Source organism: Brevundimonas sp. M1A4_2e (assembly GCF_053345555.1).
The window spans coordinates 616,245-633,496 of the sequence record NZ_JBKFAI010000001.1 but is presented as its reverse complement, the minus strand read 5'-3'; the positions used below and the strand labels follow the sequence as shown (position 1 = coordinate 633,496).

The window sequence follows — 17,252 nt, the reverse complement described above, 5'->3', positions numbered from 1 at the left end:
TTGACCCGAGGATCGGGTTGTCCGTCTGCGCGGGGTTGGCAGGGAAGGGCGCGCCCCCGCCCTCGATCCTCGGGTCAAGCCCGAGGATGACGGAGGATGAAAGACCGGCGACCGCGTGTGGATCAGGCCGCCTGAAGCTGCCCGCAGACGAAGGCCGTCTCGCCCGCGTTCAGCAGGGCGGCCAGCACCGGCTCGACGTTCTCGGGCGCGACGATCAGGATGAAGCCGACGCCGCAGTTGAAGGTGCGGCGCATCTCGTGGTCCGAAATACCGCCCGTCTCGGCCAGCCATTGGAAGACGTCGGGCATGGGCCAGGCGTCCCAGTCGAAGCTGGCCTCAAGGCCATCGGCGATGCAGCGCGGCGGGTTTTCGATCAGGCCGCCGCCCGTGATGTGGGCCGCGCCCTTGATGAGGTCGGCCTTCATCAGCGGCAGGACCGGCTTCACATAGATGCGGGTCGGCTCCATCAGCGCCTGGGCTAGGGACAGGTCCTTGGCGAAGGGAGCGTCGTCGCCCCAGGCCAGACCGGACTTCTCGACCACCTTGCGGATCAGGGAATAGCCGTTCGAGTGCGGCCCCGAGGAGGCCAGGCCGATGATGACGTCGCCGGCCTTCTGCTGGTCCAGATAGGGCAGGACCTTGCCGCGCTCGACCGCGCCGACCGAGAAACCGGCCAGATCATAGTCGCCGCCCGAATACATGCCCGGCATTTCGGCCGTCTCGCCGCCGACCAAGGCGCTGCCCGACTGGCGGCAGCCCTCGGCGATGCCGGCCACGACGCGGCGCGCGGCGTCCACGTCCAGCCTGCCCGTGGCGTAGTAGTCCAGGAACATCAGCGGCTCGGCGCCCTGCGCCAGCAGGTCGTTGACGCACATGGCGACCAGATCGACGCCCACGCCGTCGTGACGGCCGGTCTCGATGGCGATCTTCAGCTTGGTGCCCACGCCGTCCGTCGTCGTGACGATCAGCGGATCTTCGAAACCGGCGGCCTTCAGGTCGAACAAGGCGCCGAAACCGCCCAGAGAGGCCTCCGCGCCGGGACGACGGGTGGACTTGGCCAGCGGCTTGATGGCGTCAACCAGCTGCTCGCCGGCGTCGATGTCCACACCTGCGTCGGCGTAGGTCAGACCGCTTCTTTGGGCCTCAGGGGTGTCGCTCATCGGTCACGGCTCGAAATCGGGGGCGAAAATATGTCGCGGCGCTCTTGCCACGACGGCGTCGCGCGGGGCTATAGCATCGGAATGACGCTAATCACCACCAATGACGCGCTGATCGCCTTCTGCGATCGTCTGGCCAAGGCCCCGTACATCACCGTCGATACGGAATTCATGCGGGAAACCACCTACTGGCCCAAGCTGTGCCTGATTCAGGCGGCGGTCTCGCCGTCCGACGCCGCCATCATCGACCCGATGGCCGAGGGGCTGGATCTTGAGCCCTTCCTCGACATCCTGCGCGACGAATCGATTCTGAAGGTCTTCCACGCCGCCCGGCAGGACGTGGAGATCTTCAACAAGCTGGGCGCCATGCCCCGTCCGCTGTTCGACACCCAGGTCGCCGCCATGGCCGCCGGGTTCGGCGATCAGGTCAGCTATGAACAGCTGGTCCGCCAGATGCTGCGCCAGGAACTGGACAAGGGCAGCCGCTTCACCGACTGGGCGCGCCGCCCGCTGTCGGACGCGCAACTGACCTATGCGCTGGGCGACGTGACGCACCTGTCGGCGCTGTATCCCAAACTGCGCGACCGGTTGCAGAAGGAAGGCCGTCTGGACTGGGTCATGTCGGAAATGGGCGCGGTCACCGACCCGGCGCTGTACGACACCTCGCCCGAGAACGCCTGGAAGCGTCTGAAGCCGAAGAAGTTCAACGCCAAATACCTGGCCGGTTTCGTCGCCACGGCCGTGTGGCGCGAGCGCGCGGCGCAGGAGCGCGATCAGCCGCGCGGCCGCATCCTGAAGGACGAGGCCATCGACGAGATCGCCGTCCAGACGCCGACCGACCCGGACGCCTTCAATCGTCTGCGTTCGGTGCCCAAGGGCTTCGGCGGCTCGCGTCTGGGGCTGGAGCTGGCGGCGGAACTGAAGCGCGTCCTGGCCGACCCGGAAGCTCATGCGCCCAAGCTGGAGCGCCCGGCCAACAGCCAGCCCGCGCCGCCCTCGGTGGTGGAGCTGCTGAAGGTGCTGCTGAAGGCCAAGAGCGACAACGCCGGCGTGGCCGCCAAGCTGATCGCCACGGTGTCGGACCTCGAAAAGATCGCCCTGAACGACAATGCGGACATCGAGGCCATGAAGGGCTGGCGCCGCGAACTGTTCGGCGAAGACGCTCTGAAGCTGAAAAAGGGCGAGATCGCCCTGGTGCTGAACGGCGCCCGCGTCGAAGTGGTCGAGATCGAGGGGTAGCCCTTTCTCACTCCCCTTCAAGGGGAGGGTGGTCGCGAAGCGACCGGGTGGGGAGGGCTGGGTGATCGGCCCTCAGCGCTTGAATAGCCTTGCCGCCCCCACCCGGCTTCGCCTTTCAGGCTCAGCCACCCTCCCCTTCAAGGGGAGGGAGATGCGTTGCGCTAGATTTTCAGCGTCAGATCCATCGCTTCCGCCAGCGCCTTGGCGCGCCGTTTCGTCTGTTCGCCCAGCAGCATGTCGGCGTAGCCGTTGGCGGCGGTGACGCGCAGGGCGCCTTTCTCGACCGTGGCCGCGGCGTTGGCCAGCAACTGCGGCGAGCGGCCCGACAGGTCGCAGGCCAGCCGCATGGCCAATCCCAGGGCTCGCGCGCGCTTCTGGCCCTTTTCCGACAGCAGGCGCTCGACCGTTTCGGGCGCAGGCGTGCGCGCCTCGCCGCCGTAGCGGGCGTTCATCGCCACGGCCATGAAGGCGCGTTCGGCGTGGGTCTGGCCGGGAATGGGCGACCATAGAACCTGATCGAACACCAGGCTGACGCGGTGGTCGGGGTGCAGGCGCGCGCCCAGGTCCGCCAGACGGCATACCGAGGAGGTCAGCAGGGCGTCGCGCTCCTCTCCGAACACTTCGGGCAGGGCGGAGACCACGGACTGCAGCCAGCCGTCCAGGGCGCGGGGCAGGGCCGGGTCCACGCCCTGACGGCCGCCCCATGCCGAACACCCGGCCAGCAGGGGATCGACCACGCGCATGGCAGGGTCCATGCCGTGATACAGCAGTCCCTCGCGAACGCCCCAGGCCGAGAAGCTGACCGAGGTCAGCCCCAGGCGGTCGATCAGCCCCTCCAGCACCAAGGCGGCGTAGGGCAGGGTCTCGGCGCGGCGCTTGGACAGGCCGGGCAGCTTCTCCAGCGAGGCGCGAGACTGGCGCGCGACCAGCCGGGCCATGTCGCGGGCGTCGGCTGCGCTCATGGCGTACTGGTGGACGATGCGGATCGGATGCTCGACCATCGCCATATGCATCTGGGCCAGGCTGCGCCAGGCGCCGCCGACGGCGTAGAGCGTCGGCGTGGCGTAATGGTCCTCGATCGGCTCCAGCCGCTTGGCGATGCGGCCGCGCAGGCGGTCGGCGTCGAAGCCCCTGTCGTCCAGCAGGGCGAAGGGCCCCAGCGGCAGGGTCACGCCCTTGCCGCGCGGACCGTCGCCGATCCGCGTCAGCTCCAGACTGGCGCCGCCCATGTCGGCGGCCACGCCGCGCGCGCCGGGGTCGCCTGCCAGCACGCCCAGCGCGGAATATTTCGCTTCTTCCTCGCCGCTGAGGACGCGGATGCGCAAGCCCGTCTCGGCGGCTACGCGCTCGCAGAATCCGGGGCCGTCTTCGGCCTGACGCACGGCAGCGGTGGCGGCGACCAGCACCTGATCGGGCTGGACCCCTTCGATCACGGCGGCGAAGCGGCGCAGCGCCGTCATGGCCATGACGACGCCCGGTTCGGACAGGCGCCGCGTGGCGGCCAGGTCACGACCCAGACCCGCCAGCACCTTTTCGTTGAACATGGTCCAGACGGCCCGCCCTTCCAGTCGGTACAGCACCAGACGCACCGAGTTGGAGCCGATGTCGATGACGGCGATTTGCTTCGATTCGTATTCGCGCTCGGGACTCATCAGCGGCGCTTCCGCGGCTTGAGACCCGGATAGGACAGGGCGCCGGGCAGGGTCTTCACCTTGCGGCCGCGCCCCGACAGGCTGGGGTTGGTCATGAAGTATTTGTGCGCCGAGAAGGGCCGTTCGGACCCGCTGGGGATCACCCGTCGATAGGAGCCGTCAGGCTCCAGCACCCAGCTCTGGGCGTCGTCTTTCAGGTTGGCGACCATGATCTGGTCGAGCACCTGGTCGTGAACGGTGGCGTTCAGGATCGGCGTCATCACCTCGACGCGGCGTTCCAGGTTGCGCGGCATCCAATCGGCCGAGGAGATGTAGACCCGCGCCCGGTTGCTGGGCAGGTCGTGGCCGTTGGCGAAAGCGACGATGCGGCTGTGCTCCAGGAAGCGGCCGACGATCGACTTGACCCGGATGTTCTCCGACAGGCCCGGCACCCCGGGGCGCAGGCAACAGATGCCGCGGATGACCAGTTCGATGCGCACGCCCCATTGGCTGGCGCGATAAAGGGCGTCGATGATCTCGGGATCGACCAGGGCGTTCATCTTGGCCCAGATGGCGGCGGGCTTGCCCTTGGCGGCGGCCGACATCTCCTTGCCGATCATCTCGATCAGGCTGGTCTTCATGTTCAGCGGGGAGACGACCAGAGCCTCCAACTCGTCCGGCGCGGCATAGCCGGTGATGTAGTTGAACACCCGCGTGGCGTCGCGGCCCAAGGCCGGATCGCAGGTGAACAGGCTGAGGTCGGTGTAAATCTTGGCCGTGACCGGGTGATAGTTGCCGGTGCCGAAGTGGCAGTAGGTGCGCAAGGATTCGCCCTCGCGCCTCACGACGACGCTCATCTTGGCGTGGGTCTTGTACTCGACGAAGCCGAAGACGACGTGGACGCCCGCCCGCTCCATCTGGCGCGCCCAGCGCAGGTTGGCTTCTTCGTCAAAGCGGGCCTTCAGCTCCACCAGAGCGGTGACGTTCTTGCCGTTCTCGGCCGCCTCGATCAGGGCGGCGACGATGGGGCTGTCCTTGGAGGTGCGATACAGGGTCTGCTTGATGGCGATGACGTGCGGATCGCGCGCCGCCTGACGCAGGAACTGCACCACCACGTCGAAGCTCTCGAACGGGTGGTGGATCAGCATGTCCTTTTCGCGCACGGCCGCGAAGATGTCGCCGCCGTTGTCGCGCACACGCTCGGGATAGCGCGGCTCATAGCCCTTGAACTTCAGGTCGGGGTGGCCGCCTGGGATCAGTTCGGACAACTGGGCCAGGCCCAGCATGCCGTCGACCAGCACCACGTCCTGCGGCTGGGCGTGCAACTGGGCGATGATGAAGTCGCGCAGGTCGTCGGGCATGTCCGCCTGAATCTTGATGCGGACGACCGAGCCCATGCGGCGCTGCTTCAGCGCCTCCTCGAACTCCATGACCAGGTCTTCGGCTTCTTCCTCGATCTCGATGTCGGAATCGCGGATCAGGCGGAACAGGCCCTTTTCCAGGATCTCGCAGCCCGGGAACATGTGGTCGATGAACAGCAACAGCAGGTTCTCCAGCGAGACGTAGCGCGTCCGTCCCGGCGTCGAACGCCCGTCCGTCGCCAGCGCCCAGAAGCGCCGCACCTGCGTCGGCACCGGCACCAGGGCGTAGAGGACGCGGTTGTCGCTGTTGCGGCGCAGCTTCAGCGCCAGGGAGAAGCCCAGGTTCGGCAGGAAGGGGAAGGGGTGCGCCGGGTCGATCGCCATGGGCGTCAAGACGGCGAAGAGCTGGTTCAGGAACTCCGGCTCAAGCCGCTCGCGCTCGGTCTTTGTGATGCGGGCGCGCTCGACGATCTCGATGCCGGCGGCGGCCATCTCCTTGCGCAGGACGCGCCACTGGCGCTGCTGTTCGGCCATCAGGCCGCCCGCCGCCGCATTGACCTGTTCCAACTGCTCGGCCGGCGTCAGGCCGTCGGGCGAGACGACGCGGATGCGCTCACGGACCTGTCCCTTCAGACCGGCGACGCGGGTCATGAAGAACTCGTCCAGGTTGTTGGCCGAGATGGACAGGAAGCGCACGCGCTCCAGCAGGGGATGGCCTTCGTTGGCGGCCTCTTCCAGCACCCGGCCGTTGAAGGCCAGCCACGACAGCTCGCGGTTGATGAACCGCTCGGGCGAGGCCATCAGCGCCTCGGACAGCTTGAGTTGCGGCGCGCGCGAGGAGGGGACTTCCTCACCGGTGGTGTCGACGGCGATGGGCGCGATATCGGTCATGATTCCGTTGTCGCGCGCGCCTGTGACGGCTGCAACCGCGATTGTGTCGCGGCGGGCGGGACTTTGGAACGCTACCTGCAATTCCGCTCATCCCGGCGGACGCCGGGACCCAGTGCTGTGGCTACAAACTCACGCGTGTATTGGTGAGCAGGTTTTTTAGTGGGGCGTCTGAGGCTCTCACTGGATCCCGGCGTCCGCCGGGATGAGCGGTGGTGTAGGGGCGCTTATTCCCCGTCCAGCACCTGGCGAGCCAAAACGCGCGTCACGGGACGGTGCAGGGCGTCCAGGCGGTCGACCACGGCCTCGGCGGCGTCGGCCGAGCGGTCGATGCGGCGGACCAGATACTCGATCAGTTCATCGGCTGGGGTGATGTTCCGGCTGGCGAAGGCGCGGCGCAGCATGGCGGCGAAGACGACGTCGTCGGGCGCCTCGATCCCCACGGTGCGGATGGCGTTCAGGCGCGAGCGCAGGTCGGGCAGGTCCGTCGCCCAGACGCCTGGCGGATCGCGCGACACCAGCAGCAGGGCGCCGCCGCCCGACTGGGTCAGGTTGATAAGGTGGAACAGGCTCTCGTCGTCGGCGTCCTGGGCGTCGTCCAGCAGGACGGGGCGGCCTTCCAGCTCCAGCGGGTCGACCAGGGCCGCCTCGGCGCCGTGCAGGGCGATGGCGCCGGTGCGCTCGACCCAGGCGGCGGCCAGGTGGCTCTTGCCGCAGCCCGCCGGCCCGAACAGGGCCAGCATGGCGCCGGGCGCTTCGGGCCAGACGGCCAGCGTCGCCACGCCCCCAGCGTTGGCTTCCGAGATCGCCAGGTCGGAGGCGCGCTGGGGCGTCTCCTGCTGCAGCGGCAGGCGCAGTTGACGGATCTCGGCGGCTGGGGCGTTCATGACGATGAACCCTAGCCGGGCGGGGATGCGGGCGTCTCTGTTGATAGGGCGGGATCTCGGGGACAACCGGCCTCGCCCTGTGGATGGCGTATCAGGGGCGTTTGAGGCGTCAGCCTTGACTTTCGGGGGCGATGATGGGCCTTTCCCCGCTCCTAATTCACGCTGTTCGACAGCCGTTTTCAGACGAAATCCGATCATGCACGCCTATCGCACCCACACCTGCGGCGCCCTCCGTTCGACGGATGCCGGCGCGAATGTTCGTCTGTCGGGCTGGATCCACCGCAAGCGCGACCACGGCGGCCTGCTGTTCATCGACCTGCGCGACCACTACGGCCTGACCCAGCTGGTCCTGCACCCCGAAACGCCGGGCTTTGACGTGGTCGAGCGCCTGCGCGCCGAGAGCGTCATCAAGATCGACGGCGAAGTGGTCCTGCGCGAAGGCTCGACTGTCAACGCCAACCTGCCGACCGGCGAGGTCGAGGTGCGCGTCCTGTCTCTGGAAGTCCTGTCGGAAGCGGCCGAACTGCCGATGCCGGTCTTCGGAGAGCAGGAGTATCCGGAAGAGATCCGCCTGAGCAACCGTTTCCTGGACCTGCGTCGCGAGCGTCTGCACAAGAACATCGTCCTGCGTTCGCGCGTCATCCAGTCGATCCGCACCCGCATGGTGGCCCAGGGCTTCCTTGAATATCAGACGCCGATCCTGACGGCCTCGTCGCCCGAAGGCGCGCGCGACTTCCTGGTGCCGAGCCGGATGCACCCGGGCAAGTTCTACGCCCTGCCGCAGGCCCCGCAGCAGTTCAAGCAACTGCTGATGGTGTCGGGCTTCGACCGCTACTTCCAGATCGCGCCCTGCTTCCGCGACGAGGATCTGCGCGCTGACCGTTCGCTGGAGTTCTACCAGCTGGACGTGGAAATGAGCTTCGTCACCCAGGAAGACGTCTTCCAGGCGATCGAGCCGCTGATGCACGGCCTGTTCACCGAGTTCGGCGAGGGCAAGCCGGTCTCTCCGATCGACGACGTGAAGACCTTCACCAACGACTTCGGTCAGACGATGGAGCACAAGGGCTTCGAGCGCCTGACGTTCGCCCAGTCGATGAAGTGGTACGGCAGCGACAAGCCGGACCTGCGCAACCCGATCAAGATGCAGGACGTGTCGGACCATTTCCGCGATGGCGGTTTCGGCCTGTTCGCCAAGATCCTGGGCGCGGACGTCAAGAACGCCGTCTGGGCCATCCCGGCGCCCACGGGCGGTTCGCGCGCCTTCTGCGACCGCATGAACTCCTGGGCGCAGGGCGAGGGCCAGCCGGGCCTGGGCTACATCTTCTGGTCGGACGATCAGCAGTCGTGGGGCGGCCCGATCGCCAAGAACCTGGGTCAGGAGCCGACGCAGGCCCTGATGACCTCGCTGGGCCTGGGCCAGGGCGACGCCGCCTTCTTCACCGCCGGCGACCCGGCCGTCTTTGCCAAGTTCGCCGGTCTGGCGCGCACCCGCGTCGGCACCGAGCTGAAGCTGGTCGATGAGGATCAGTTCAAATTCTGCTGGATCGTCGACTTCCCGATGTTCGAATGGTCGGAAGAAGAGAAGAAGGTCGACTTCAGCCACAACCCCTTCTCGATGCCGCAGGGCGGCATGGAGGCGCTGGAGACTCAGGATCCGCTGACCATCCGCGCCTATCAGTACGACATCGTCTGTAACGGCTATGAGCTGTGCTCGGGCGCGATCCGGAACCACAAGGCCGAGATCATGCTGAAGGCCTTCGAGATCGCCGGCTACGACGCCTCGGTGGTCGAGGAGCAGTTCGGCGGCATGCTGAACGCCTTCCGCTACGGCGCGCCGCCGCACGGCGGCCTAGCGCCGGGCATCGACCGCATCGTCATGCTGCTGGCGGGCGAACAGGCGATCCGCGAGGTCATCGCCTTCCCGCTGAACCAGCAGGGTCAGGACCTGATGATGAACGCTCCGGCCGAAGTCGAGGAGCGTCAGCTGAAGGAGCTGTCGATCCGCACCCAGCTGCCGATCAAGGTCTGATCCAGGCGAGCGCCGAATTGGAAAAGGGAGGGGGCGACCCCTCCCTTTTTTTGCATCCCGGCTTCAGTTGCCGGAAACGATCACCAGGTTGCGCTGGCGCGGCGGAATAGGGGGCGATGGCGGAGCCGGAGGGGCCGCTGGCGTGCGGATGACGCGCACGCCGCCGATGCGGCAGTTGCGGGCCGTCATGTCGCCGGGCAAGCGGGTGGCGGCGTCGCCGCAGGCTTCGGACACCTGATCGGCGCTGAGCCCGCGCGCCCGGGTCAGGTCCAGACCGCGAATGTCCGTGCGGCGCATGGAGGCGCCGCGAAAATCGGCGCGGGTGAAGTCGCCGCCGGACAGGCGGGCGCTGTCCAGATCGGCACCCCGGAAGGAGGCCCCGCTGAAGTTGCCGCCGGTCAGGTTCGAGGCCTTGATGTCGGCGTTTCCGAAGTCGGCGCCGCTGGCGTTGACGTTGGCCAGGGTGGCGCCGAAAATCTCGGCGTCGTTGAGGCGGGCGCGGGTCAGGTTGGCGCTGTTCATGTTCACGCCCTGAAGCTCGGCCCCGCTCAGATTGGCGCCGCTCAGGTCGACGCGGATCAGCACGGCGCCCGTCGCTTCGGCGCCCATCAACTGGACGCCGGTCATCTTTGCGTTGGTGAAATTCGAGCCGACCATTTCAATGCCGCGCATGTCGGCCCGGCTGAAGTCCGCCCCTGTGAAGTTGGAGCCGACGAGTTCGGCGCCGCGCAGATTGGCGCCCACCAGGGTGGCCTGGGCGAAGTTGGCGCCGGTCAGGGTGGCGCCCGACAGGTCGCGGCCCGACAGTTCGCAACGCGTGCAGCTTCCGCCCAGCGACACCATGCGGGCCACGTCGCGATCCTGGGCCCAGGTCATCTCCACGGCGCCGGCCAAGGCGGGGGCGGCCGCCATCAGTCCCGTGAGGACTGAGGCGGCGAGGGCCAGACGGCGCAGGGGAGAAATCGAGCGTTTCATCACCCTTATTGAATGCGCCTTAGTCCGTAAAAACCCTACTTAAATCGCGGTAACGAAGGCGACGCCCAACAGGCGGGAATGCGTAGGCCAGAAGGCAGAACCGTGTTCTGGTCGCCGCAGGCCTGATTGAGCTGCGACTGGGTCAGGCCGCGCGCGCGCGCCATTTCGGCGCCCGACAGATTGGTCCCGTTCAGCTTGGCCCCGGTGAAGGAGGCGCCTTCCAGGAAGGTCCCCACGAAGCTGGCGTTGGTCAGGTCGGCGCCGTTGAAGTTCGAGCTGGACAGGACGGCGCCATAGGCCTCGACATCGCGCAGGTCAGAGCGGCTGAAGTTGGTGCGGTTCATCACCGACAGGCTGATGTCGGCCTGACGGATGCGGGCGCCGGACAGGTTCAGGCCGGTGCGCTCCATGCCGGAAAAGTCGCCCTGAAACAGGTTGCAGCCGGGGCAGGAGGCGCCGCGACGCACCTGGGCGATCTGCGAGGCGTTCTGCGCGGCGGCGGGCAGGGCCGTTAGCGTCAGGCCGACGGCGGCGAGAAGGGCGATTGCGGGACGGATCATGCGAATGGCTCCAGGCTTTGCGCCTGTTGCAGCAAGAAGCGGGCCGCCGTTTCGGGACAGTGCGTCCCGTTTCAACCCTGAACCTTGGGCGCCGCGCCGCAGGAACCGCACGCGGGCGTCCCGCTCCGATCCGTCAGCATCAGGTCGCCGCACTCAGGGCAGGGGCCGGCCTGAACCTGCGGCGTGGCGCGCGGCGACGGCTCCTTGCGGCCGAACGGGGCGACGATCAGGTTGTCGGGCGCTGCGCCCCGCGCGAAACCCTTGGAGATGAAGCGGGCGGCGGGCACGGGCTGGGGCGTCTCAGCCGGAACGCCGTCCATGCCGTCCAGATTGGCAGCCTCGGGCGTTACTTGCGCCAGTTCGCGCCGGTCCAGATAGGAGACGCCCAGTTCGCGGAACACATAGTCGAGGATGGAGGTCGCCGAGCGTATGGAGTCGTTGCCTGTGACCCGCCCCGACGGCTCGAACCGGGTGAAGACGAAGGCGTCGACGAACTCGTCCAGCGGCACGCCGTATTGCAGGCCGATCGAGATGGCGATGGCGAAGTTGTTCATCATCGAGCGGAAGGCGGCGCCTTCCTTGTGCATGTCGATGAAGATCTCGCCCAGTTCGCCGTCTTCGTATTCGCCGGTGTGGATATAGACCTTGTGGCCGCCCACCGAGGCCTTCTGGATATAACCCTTGCGGCGATCGGGCAGGCGGCGGCGGGTGCGGTCGCGCTCGATCACCTTTTCGACCACGCGCTCGACGGTGCGGGGCGCGGCCTCGGGGGCGGGAGCCGCTTCGGCGCGGCGTGGAGCCTCGACCTCGGCCAGGCGCAGGCGGAAATCGGCAGGGGCCTGGGCGCGGCGCAGGGCGGCGGCGCGACGACCGTCCAGCGCCGCATCGGCCAGGGCGCGGGCCAGATCCAGACGATTAGCGCGCCAGTCCAGCGTGATGGGCGCCAGATCGGGCGCGTCGCTGAACGGCTCGACGGCGCGGCGCAGGCCGGCTTCCAGCGCCTTGCCGGGTTGCGAAAGCAGCTGCCGCAGAGCCTCGGGCGCTTCGGCCCAGTCGGACAGGTCGGGGCGGCCGAAGACATAGTCCGCCGCAGCCCTGATCGCCGCCTCGTCAAAGCCCAGGCGCGGCAGCAGGGCTTCGCCCGGCGCCAAAGTCAGGCCCAGCACGTCGCCGATGAACCCCTCGTCCAGCACAGGCGGAGCGAAGGCGGCGGCGAAATCCTCGACCGAGGACAGGGCGCGCTCGATCCCTTCAAGCTCCAGGTCGGTGAAGCCCAGTTCGCGCAGGCGGGCGTGGTTGACGCCGGGCGCCTCGGCCAGGGTGCGGCGGCCGAACAGGTGGTGCTCCGCGGCCTCGACATCAGCGCCGGCGCGGGTCAGGGCGAGGGCCAGCGCCGGGCGGAGGCGACGTTCGACCTCGCCGTCCGCCGTCTGCCAGACATCCGTCGCCGCGAAGCGCGAAACGCCGAGACGCAAGGTCAGTTCGGCGTCGTCGGCGAACAGGCTGATGGCCGCATGGCGGCGGCCGTGAGCGCGCAGGGCGTCGGCCGGCTCGCCGCGTTCGGCCAGGGCGGCGAGGGCGTCGTCCTTCACCGCCTCCCACTCGGCGCAGGGGCCGAGGCGCGCGGCCAGTTCGGCGGAGGCGGCGTTGGCGCAGCGCGCGACCTGAGCGGCCAGGGCGGCGGCGGGCCGGGCGGGCGCGGCGGCGTCCTGCGCCACGACCCAGTCGGCTAGACCGCCCAGACCAAGGGCGATGGGGCGCGCGGCGGCGCGGCGCTCCTGGGCGTCCAGCGTCAGGTCCAGCGCGGTGACCAGCAGTTCGGTCAGGGCGGCCAGCGCCGAGTCGAACGCTTGCGGGAAGGCGGCGGCCAGCGCGGGCAGGTTGATCGCCGCGCGTGCGGCCAGAGGCGTATCGGCGGCAGCGTCGGCGTCAGCGGGCGTGAAGACGGCGGCGACGGGGCCTTCCAGGGCCGCCTCGGCCACGGCGAGCGCCAGAGGTCCGCCGGCGGCGGCCGTGTCTGGCTGGACCAGCACGATCAGGGGCGCCGGCGGGGCGTCAGCCAGCGGCGCGGCGGTCGCTGAAAGACCCTCGCCCTTGATGGCGCGAAGGATGTCCGCATGGGTGGCGCCGCACTGTCGCGCGACATGGGCGGCGCGGGTCAGGGCGGGGTTGGAGGCGGGGTCGGCGCAGGCGGCGGCGTCGCCCTCGCACCGCGCCACGGCGTCGGCGACGTTGGCCAGCGCTTGAGCCAGCGCCTCGGCGGCTTGACCGGCCAGCCGCTCGCGGCGCCAGGCGGCGGCCTCCTGCGCCAGACGGCGCTCGGCCTCGGGCTCGGACAGGTCCAGACGAAGGGCGGTTACGGCGGGTGTATCCGCATCGCTGACGGCGGCCAGACCCAGCAGGACCGCGCCCGTCAGTTCCGCCTCGAATCGGGCGCCCTCGGCGGCGTTGTCGAAGACCGCGCTGTTTTGCCCGGCGGCGGCGGCGAGACGCGCCGCCCAGTCGTGCACGGCGCCGTTCAGGGGCAGGTCGGGGCGAGAGGAGGACGCGGCGGCCCAGTCCAGCCAGGCCTCGACCTGCACATCGGTCCAGGCGTCGGGCGCCAGCACCCAGTCGACGACGTCGGGGCGCTCGATCTCGCGCAGCGCGACGGGGACGGCGGCGGCCAGGGGAGCAAACAGGGGCTTGAAGCGCATCAGGCGTCTCCCACGCTGGAGGTGGAGCGTGTCCTGAAGACAACCTATCGGGCGATCATGACGGCGTTCAATAGATGTTGCGGCTGCCGTGGGTGTTGCCCACAAGATGTTGAGGCGTTTCCCATGCGCTCGACGCTGGACGTAGGGCGTCGCGGTTTCTATGATCGGCCCGCGCCGCCGGACCTCCCCGGGGCGGTGGATTCGAGTGAGTTCAACGACGTGCTGAGCAAGATCTTCACCTGGTGGAACGGCGCCACGATCGGCACCCTGTTCACCATTGGCAAACGCGGCCAGCAGGTCGGCACGGACGAGTTCGGCAACCGCTACTACGAATCCCGCGACACCGTCAGCTATGACGGCCGCAAGCGCCGCTGGGTCATCTATGACGGCTATGCCGAGGCGACCAAGGTGCCGCCGGAATGGCAGGGCTGGCTGCGCTACACCTATGACGAGACGCCGACTGAGCGCCCGCTGCCGCGTCAGGCGTGGGAAAAGGATCACCTGCCGAACATGACGGGCACGCCCATGGCGCGTCGTCCGCAAGGGTCGCTGGCCGCACTGGGCCAACGCCCGGCCGCCACCGGCGACTATCAGGCCTGGAGCCCGGAATGAGCCTTCGCCATGTCCTGCTGGCCGGGGTGGTCGTCGCGGGACTGGCGATATCGGGCGCCGGCGTGGCCAGCGTCCTGATGGACCTGCCGCAGGACGCGACGCCCGCGCCGGCTGATCCTGTCGGCGACATGCTGCGCGACACCAACCGCACGCCGCTGCAGAATCCGCAGGGTCCGGCGACGCAGCCGCAGCAACCGGCGTCGTCCAATAGCCCGGCCATTGTGATGCCGACCGCGCCCGCGGCGACGCCTGCGACGCCCGTTATCGTCACGCCGGGCGAGGAAGTGGCGGTTCAGGAAGAGGCGCCGGACGAAATTCCGGTCGAAGAGGTCGCGCCTGCGCCCACGGAACCGGCCTCGCCGCCGGGAGTCCGTCAGCGTCGCCGCATCGCCGTCATCCAGGCGGTGGACAAGACCACGGCCGAGACGATGCGGTTCGAGGTCGAGGTGGGCGGCCGTCCGGTGCGGTTCGGCAGGACCCTGCTGTTCAAGGCCCGCGCCTGCGAGGTCTCGGCTTCTGACGAAATGACCGAGGACGCCATCGCCTATCTGGAGGTCGGCGTTCAACCGCGCGGTCTGGCGGCGCCGACCGAGGCGCGTCAGGTGTTCAAGGGCTGGATGTTCGCCTCATCGCCCAGCGTCAGCGGCCTGCAGCACCCGGTCTATGACGCCTGGGTGGTGGGTTGTAAGGCGTAAGCCACAGCCTCGGCCCCGCTGAGGGGCGCCGTAAAGGCGTCCATGTCGGGCGCCGCCTGCAGAGCCCAGGGCAGCATACGCAAATAGGCCTCCTGCGGCGTCTCCACGGCGCCGAACTGGCCCAGGTGCTCGGTCAGGAACTGGGTGTCCAGCAGCCGCCAGCCGCCCTTTTTCAGGCGCGCGACCAGATGGACCAGCGCCACCTTTGATGCATCGGTCGCCCGGCTGAACATGCTCTCGCCGAAGAAGGCGCCGCCCAGCGTCACGCCGTAAAGCCCGCCCACCAGCGCCTCGTCGCGCCAGCATTCGATGCTGTGGGCGAAGCCGCGCTGATGCAGTTCGACATAGAGGCGGCGGATCGGGGCGTTGATCCAGGTGTCTTCGCGGCCGGGCGCTGAGGCGGCGCAGGCGTCCAGCACGGCGGCGAAGACCGTGTTCACCCGCACCTCGAACGGCTCGCCCCGCACGGTGCGACGCAGGCGCGAGGGGATGTGAAAGCGATCCAGCGGGATCAGGCCGCGCTGGTCCGGCTCGACCAGAAAGACGCGCGGATCGTCGTGCGCCTCGGCCATGGGAAAGACGCCCCGCGCATAGCAGGCGAGCAGCGCTTCCGGTCCGAAGACGTCAGAGGCGCCGCTCGCGCTGAAGCCGGGTTCGTCCAAGGGGGGGGTTAGGCCTTGGCCTTCTGCGCCGCCGCCCACTTCTCCAGCCAGTGGATGTCGTAGTCGCCCGACAGGATGTCCGGCTCCTGCAACAGCTTCTGGAACAGGGGGATGGTGGTGTCGACGCCGCTGATGACCGTCTCGCCCAGCGAGCGTTTCAGGCGGGCCAGCGCTTCCTCGCGGTCGCGGCCGTGGACGATCAGCTTGCCGATCAGGCTGTCGTAATAGGGCGGGATCGAATAGCCGGCGTAGATGGCGCTATCCAGACGCACGCCCAGGCCGCCTGGGGCGTGGAACTCGGTGATGGTGCCGGGGGAAGGGGTGAAGGTCTCGGCGTTCTCGGCGTTGATCCGCACCTCGATGGCGTGGCCCTCGAAGGTGATGTCTTCCTGCTTGAACGACAGCGGCAGGCCCGCGGCGATGCGGATCTGTTCGCGCACCAGATCGACGCCGGTGATCATTTCCGTGACCGGGTGCTCGACCTGCAGGCGGGTGTTCATCTCGATGAAGAAGAACTCGCCGTCCTCCCACAGGAACTCGATGGTCCCGGCGCCCAGATAGCCGATGGCGGCGATGGCTTTGTTGACCGTCTCGCCGATCTTGACCCGGCCTTCGGCCGACAGGGCGGGAGAGGGGGCCTCTTCCAGCACCTTCTGGTGGCGGCGCTGCAGCGAGCAGTCGCGTTCGCCCAGGTGGACGACGTTGCCGTGGCTGTCGGCGATGACCTGAATCTCGATGTGGCGCGGCTTCTGGAGATAGCGCTCCATATAGACGGCGCCGTTGCCGAAGGCGGCCAAGGCCTCAGCCTGGGCCGTCTGCACGGCTTCGACCAGATCGTCGGCCGTCTGGGCCACCTTCATGCCGCGACCGCCGCCGCCGGCGGCCGCCTTGACGATCAGGGGGAAGCCGATGGCCTTGGACGCCTCGATGGCCTGTTCGACCGTCTCGACCTCGCCGTCAGAGCCGGGGACGACGGGGATGCCCGCGTCCTTGACGGCCTGCTTGGCGGTGATCTTGTCGCCCATGACGCGGATATGCTCCGGCTTGGGGCCGATGAAGGTCATGCCGTGGGCTTCGATGATCTCGGCGAAGCGGGCGTTCTCGGCCAGGAAGCCGTAGCCTGGGTGGATCGCCTGGGCGCCGGTGATCTCGGCCGCCGCGATGATCGAGGGGATGTTCAGATAGGACTTGGCCGCCGGCGCAGGGCCGATGCAGACGCTCTCGTCGGCCAGACGCACCCACATGGCGCCGCAGTCGGCCTCGGAGTGAACGGCGACGGTGGAGATTCCCATCTCCTTGCATGCGCGGTGGATGCGCAGCGCGATCTCGCCCCGGTTGGCGATCAGGACCTTGGTGAACATGGGGCTCAGGCTTCCAGCACGACCAGGGCTTCGCCGAACTCGACCGGCTGGGCGTCGCCCACCAGGATCTCAGCAACCACGCCGTCGCGCGGCGCCTGGATCGGGTTCATGGTCTTCATGGCCTCGACGATCAGCAGGGTCTGGCCCTTCTTGACCTTGTCGCCGGCCTTGATGAAGGGATCCGAGCCCGGCGCGGGCTGCAGATAGGCGGTGCCGACCATCGGAGACTTCACCTCTTCGCCGGCGCGGGCGACGATCGTGGCCGGGTCCGACGGCATGGAGGCCGGGGCGGCGGCCGGGGCGGCGTGCGCGACCGGAGCCGGGGCGGCGGCGTACTGGATCGGGGCGGCGGCGACGGTGACTTCGCGCTTGACCTTGATTTTCAGATCGCCGCGCTCGACCTCGATCTCGGTCAGATCGGTGTCGTTCAGGATGTCGGCCAGGCTGCGGACCAGTTCGGCGTCGATGTGCTTGTTCTTGTCGTCGGACATGAGGGTCT

General features: G+C 68.5%; 14 protein-coding genes. 4 read left to right on the top strand and 10 right to left on the bottom strand.

All coding sequences use genetic code 11. The features are described 5' to 3' along the window. Positions 1-122: 122 nt before the first annotated feature. Positions 123-1,160 (bottom strand): phosphoribosylformylglycinamidine cyclo-ligase, encoded by a 1,038-nt coding sequence (gene purM, locus ACLBV5_RS02960; RefSeq protein WP_447604762.1) that lies wholly within the window; start codon positions 1,158-1,160, stop codon positions 123-125. A gap of 81 nt (positions 1,161-1,241) precedes the next feature. Between purM and rnd the strand changes: the two genes are divergently transcribed. Then, positions 1,242-2,396, top strand: coding sequence for a ribonuclease D (gene rnd, locus ACLBV5_RS02955; RefSeq protein WP_447604761.1), 1,155 nt, complete (start codon positions 1,242-1,244; stop codon positions 2,394-2,396). Positions 2,397-2,557: 161 nt separating this feature from the next. On the opposite strand, the gene ACLBV5_RS02950 is transcribed toward rnd, so the two are convergent. The 3 genes from ACLBV5_RS02950 to ACLBV5_RS02940 form a co-directional block, all read right to left on the bottom strand. Next, positions 2,558-4,048, bottom strand: coding sequence for a Ppx/GppA phosphatase family protein (locus ACLBV5_RS02950; protein ID WP_447604760.1), 1,491 nt, complete (start codon positions 4,046-4,048; stop codon positions 2,558-2,560). Then, positions 4,048-6,279: an RNA degradosome polyphosphate kinase gene (locus ACLBV5_RS02945; RefSeq protein WP_303683098.1), complete on the bottom strand. Its 2,232-nt coding sequence runs from the start codon at positions 6,277-6,279 to the stop codon at positions 4,048-4,050. The genes ACLBV5_RS02950 and ACLBV5_RS02945 overlap by 1 nt, the downstream gene beginning before the upstream one ends. A gap of 224 nt (positions 6,280-6,503) precedes the next feature. Beyond that, entirely contained in the window at positions 6,504-7,163 is a 660-nt protein-coding gene (locus ACLBV5_RS02940) for a chromosomal replication initiator DnaA (protein WP_447604759.1), read from the bottom strand. A 196-nt stretch (positions 7,164-7,359) separates the two neighbouring features. Between ACLBV5_RS02940 and aspS the strand changes: the two genes are divergently transcribed. Continuing rightward, positions 7,360-9,192 carry an aspartate--tRNA ligase gene (gene aspS, locus ACLBV5_RS02935; RefSeq protein ID WP_447604758.1) on the top strand — a complete coding sequence of 611 codons (1,833 nt, stop codon included), beginning with the start codon at positions 7,360-7,362 and terminating at the stop codon, positions 9,190-9,192. Between the two features lie 63 nt (positions 9,193-9,255). Here aspS and ACLBV5_RS02930 read toward each other — a convergent pair whose 3' ends face one another. From ACLBV5_RS02930 to ACLBV5_RS02920, 3 genes are all read right to left on the bottom strand, one after another. Further along, the gene (locus ACLBV5_RS02930) at positions 9,256-10,167 is read right to left on the bottom strand and encodes a pentapeptide repeat-containing protein (protein ID WP_447604757.1); all 912 of its coding nucleotides are present in this window, start codon (positions 10,165-10,167) and stop codon (positions 9,256-9,258) included. A gap of 35 nt (positions 10,168-10,202) precedes the next feature. Next, positions 10,203-10,727: a pentapeptide repeat-containing protein gene (locus ACLBV5_RS02925; RefSeq protein WP_447604756.1), complete on the bottom strand. Its 525-nt coding sequence runs from the start codon at positions 10,725-10,727 to the stop codon at positions 10,203-10,205. Between the two features lie 71 nt (positions 10,728-10,798). After that, a complete protein-coding gene (locus tag ACLBV5_RS02920; protein WP_447604755.1) occupies positions 10,799-13,423 on the bottom strand; it encodes a TSCPD domain-containing protein in 2,625 nt (874 codons plus the stop codon). A gap of 219 nt (positions 13,424-13,642) precedes the next feature. Between ACLBV5_RS02920 and ACLBV5_RS02915 the strand changes: the two genes are divergently transcribed. Together ACLBV5_RS02915 and ACLBV5_RS02910 are read left to right on the top strand one after the other, a co-directional pair. Next, positions 13,643-14,035: an NADH:ubiquinone oxidoreductase subunit NDUFA12 gene (locus ACLBV5_RS02915; RefSeq protein WP_025976741.1), complete on the top strand. Its 393-nt coding sequence runs from the start codon at positions 13,643-13,645 to the stop codon at positions 14,033-14,035. Further along, entirely contained in the window at positions 14,032-14,730 is a 699-nt protein-coding gene (locus ACLBV5_RS02910) for a DUF2155 domain-containing protein (RefSeq protein ID WP_447604754.1), read from the top strand. Before ACLBV5_RS02915 ends, ACLBV5_RS02910 begins: the two co-directional genes overlap by 4 nt. Here ACLBV5_RS02910 and aat read toward each other — a convergent pair. The 3 genes from aat to accB are packed head-to-tail and all read right to left on the bottom strand — an operon-like array spanning position 14,697 to position 17,244. Then, complete coding sequence (gene aat / locus ACLBV5_RS02905; protein WP_447604753.1) at positions 14,697-15,392, bottom strand: leucyl/phenylalanyl-tRNA--protein transferase; 696 nt, start codon at positions 15,390-15,392, stop codon at positions 14,697-14,699. The two genes, ACLBV5_RS02910 and aat, sit on opposite strands and share 34 nt — an antisense overlap. 8 nt (positions 15,393-15,400) lie before the next feature. Next, on the bottom strand, positions 15,401-16,753 hold the full coding sequence (gene accC, locus ACLBV5_RS02900) for an acetyl-CoA carboxylase biotin carboxylase subunit (RefSeq protein WP_447604752.1): 1,353 nt from the start codon (positions 16,751-16,753) through the stop codon (positions 15,401-15,403). Positions 16,754-16,758: 5 nt separating this feature from the next. Then, positions 16,759-17,244 (bottom strand): acetyl-CoA carboxylase biotin carboxyl carrier protein, encoded by a 486-nt coding sequence (gene accB, locus ACLBV5_RS02895; RefSeq protein WP_025976745.1) that lies wholly within the window; start codon positions 17,242-17,244, stop codon positions 16,759-16,761. Positions 17,245-17,252: the final 8 nt, after the last annotated feature.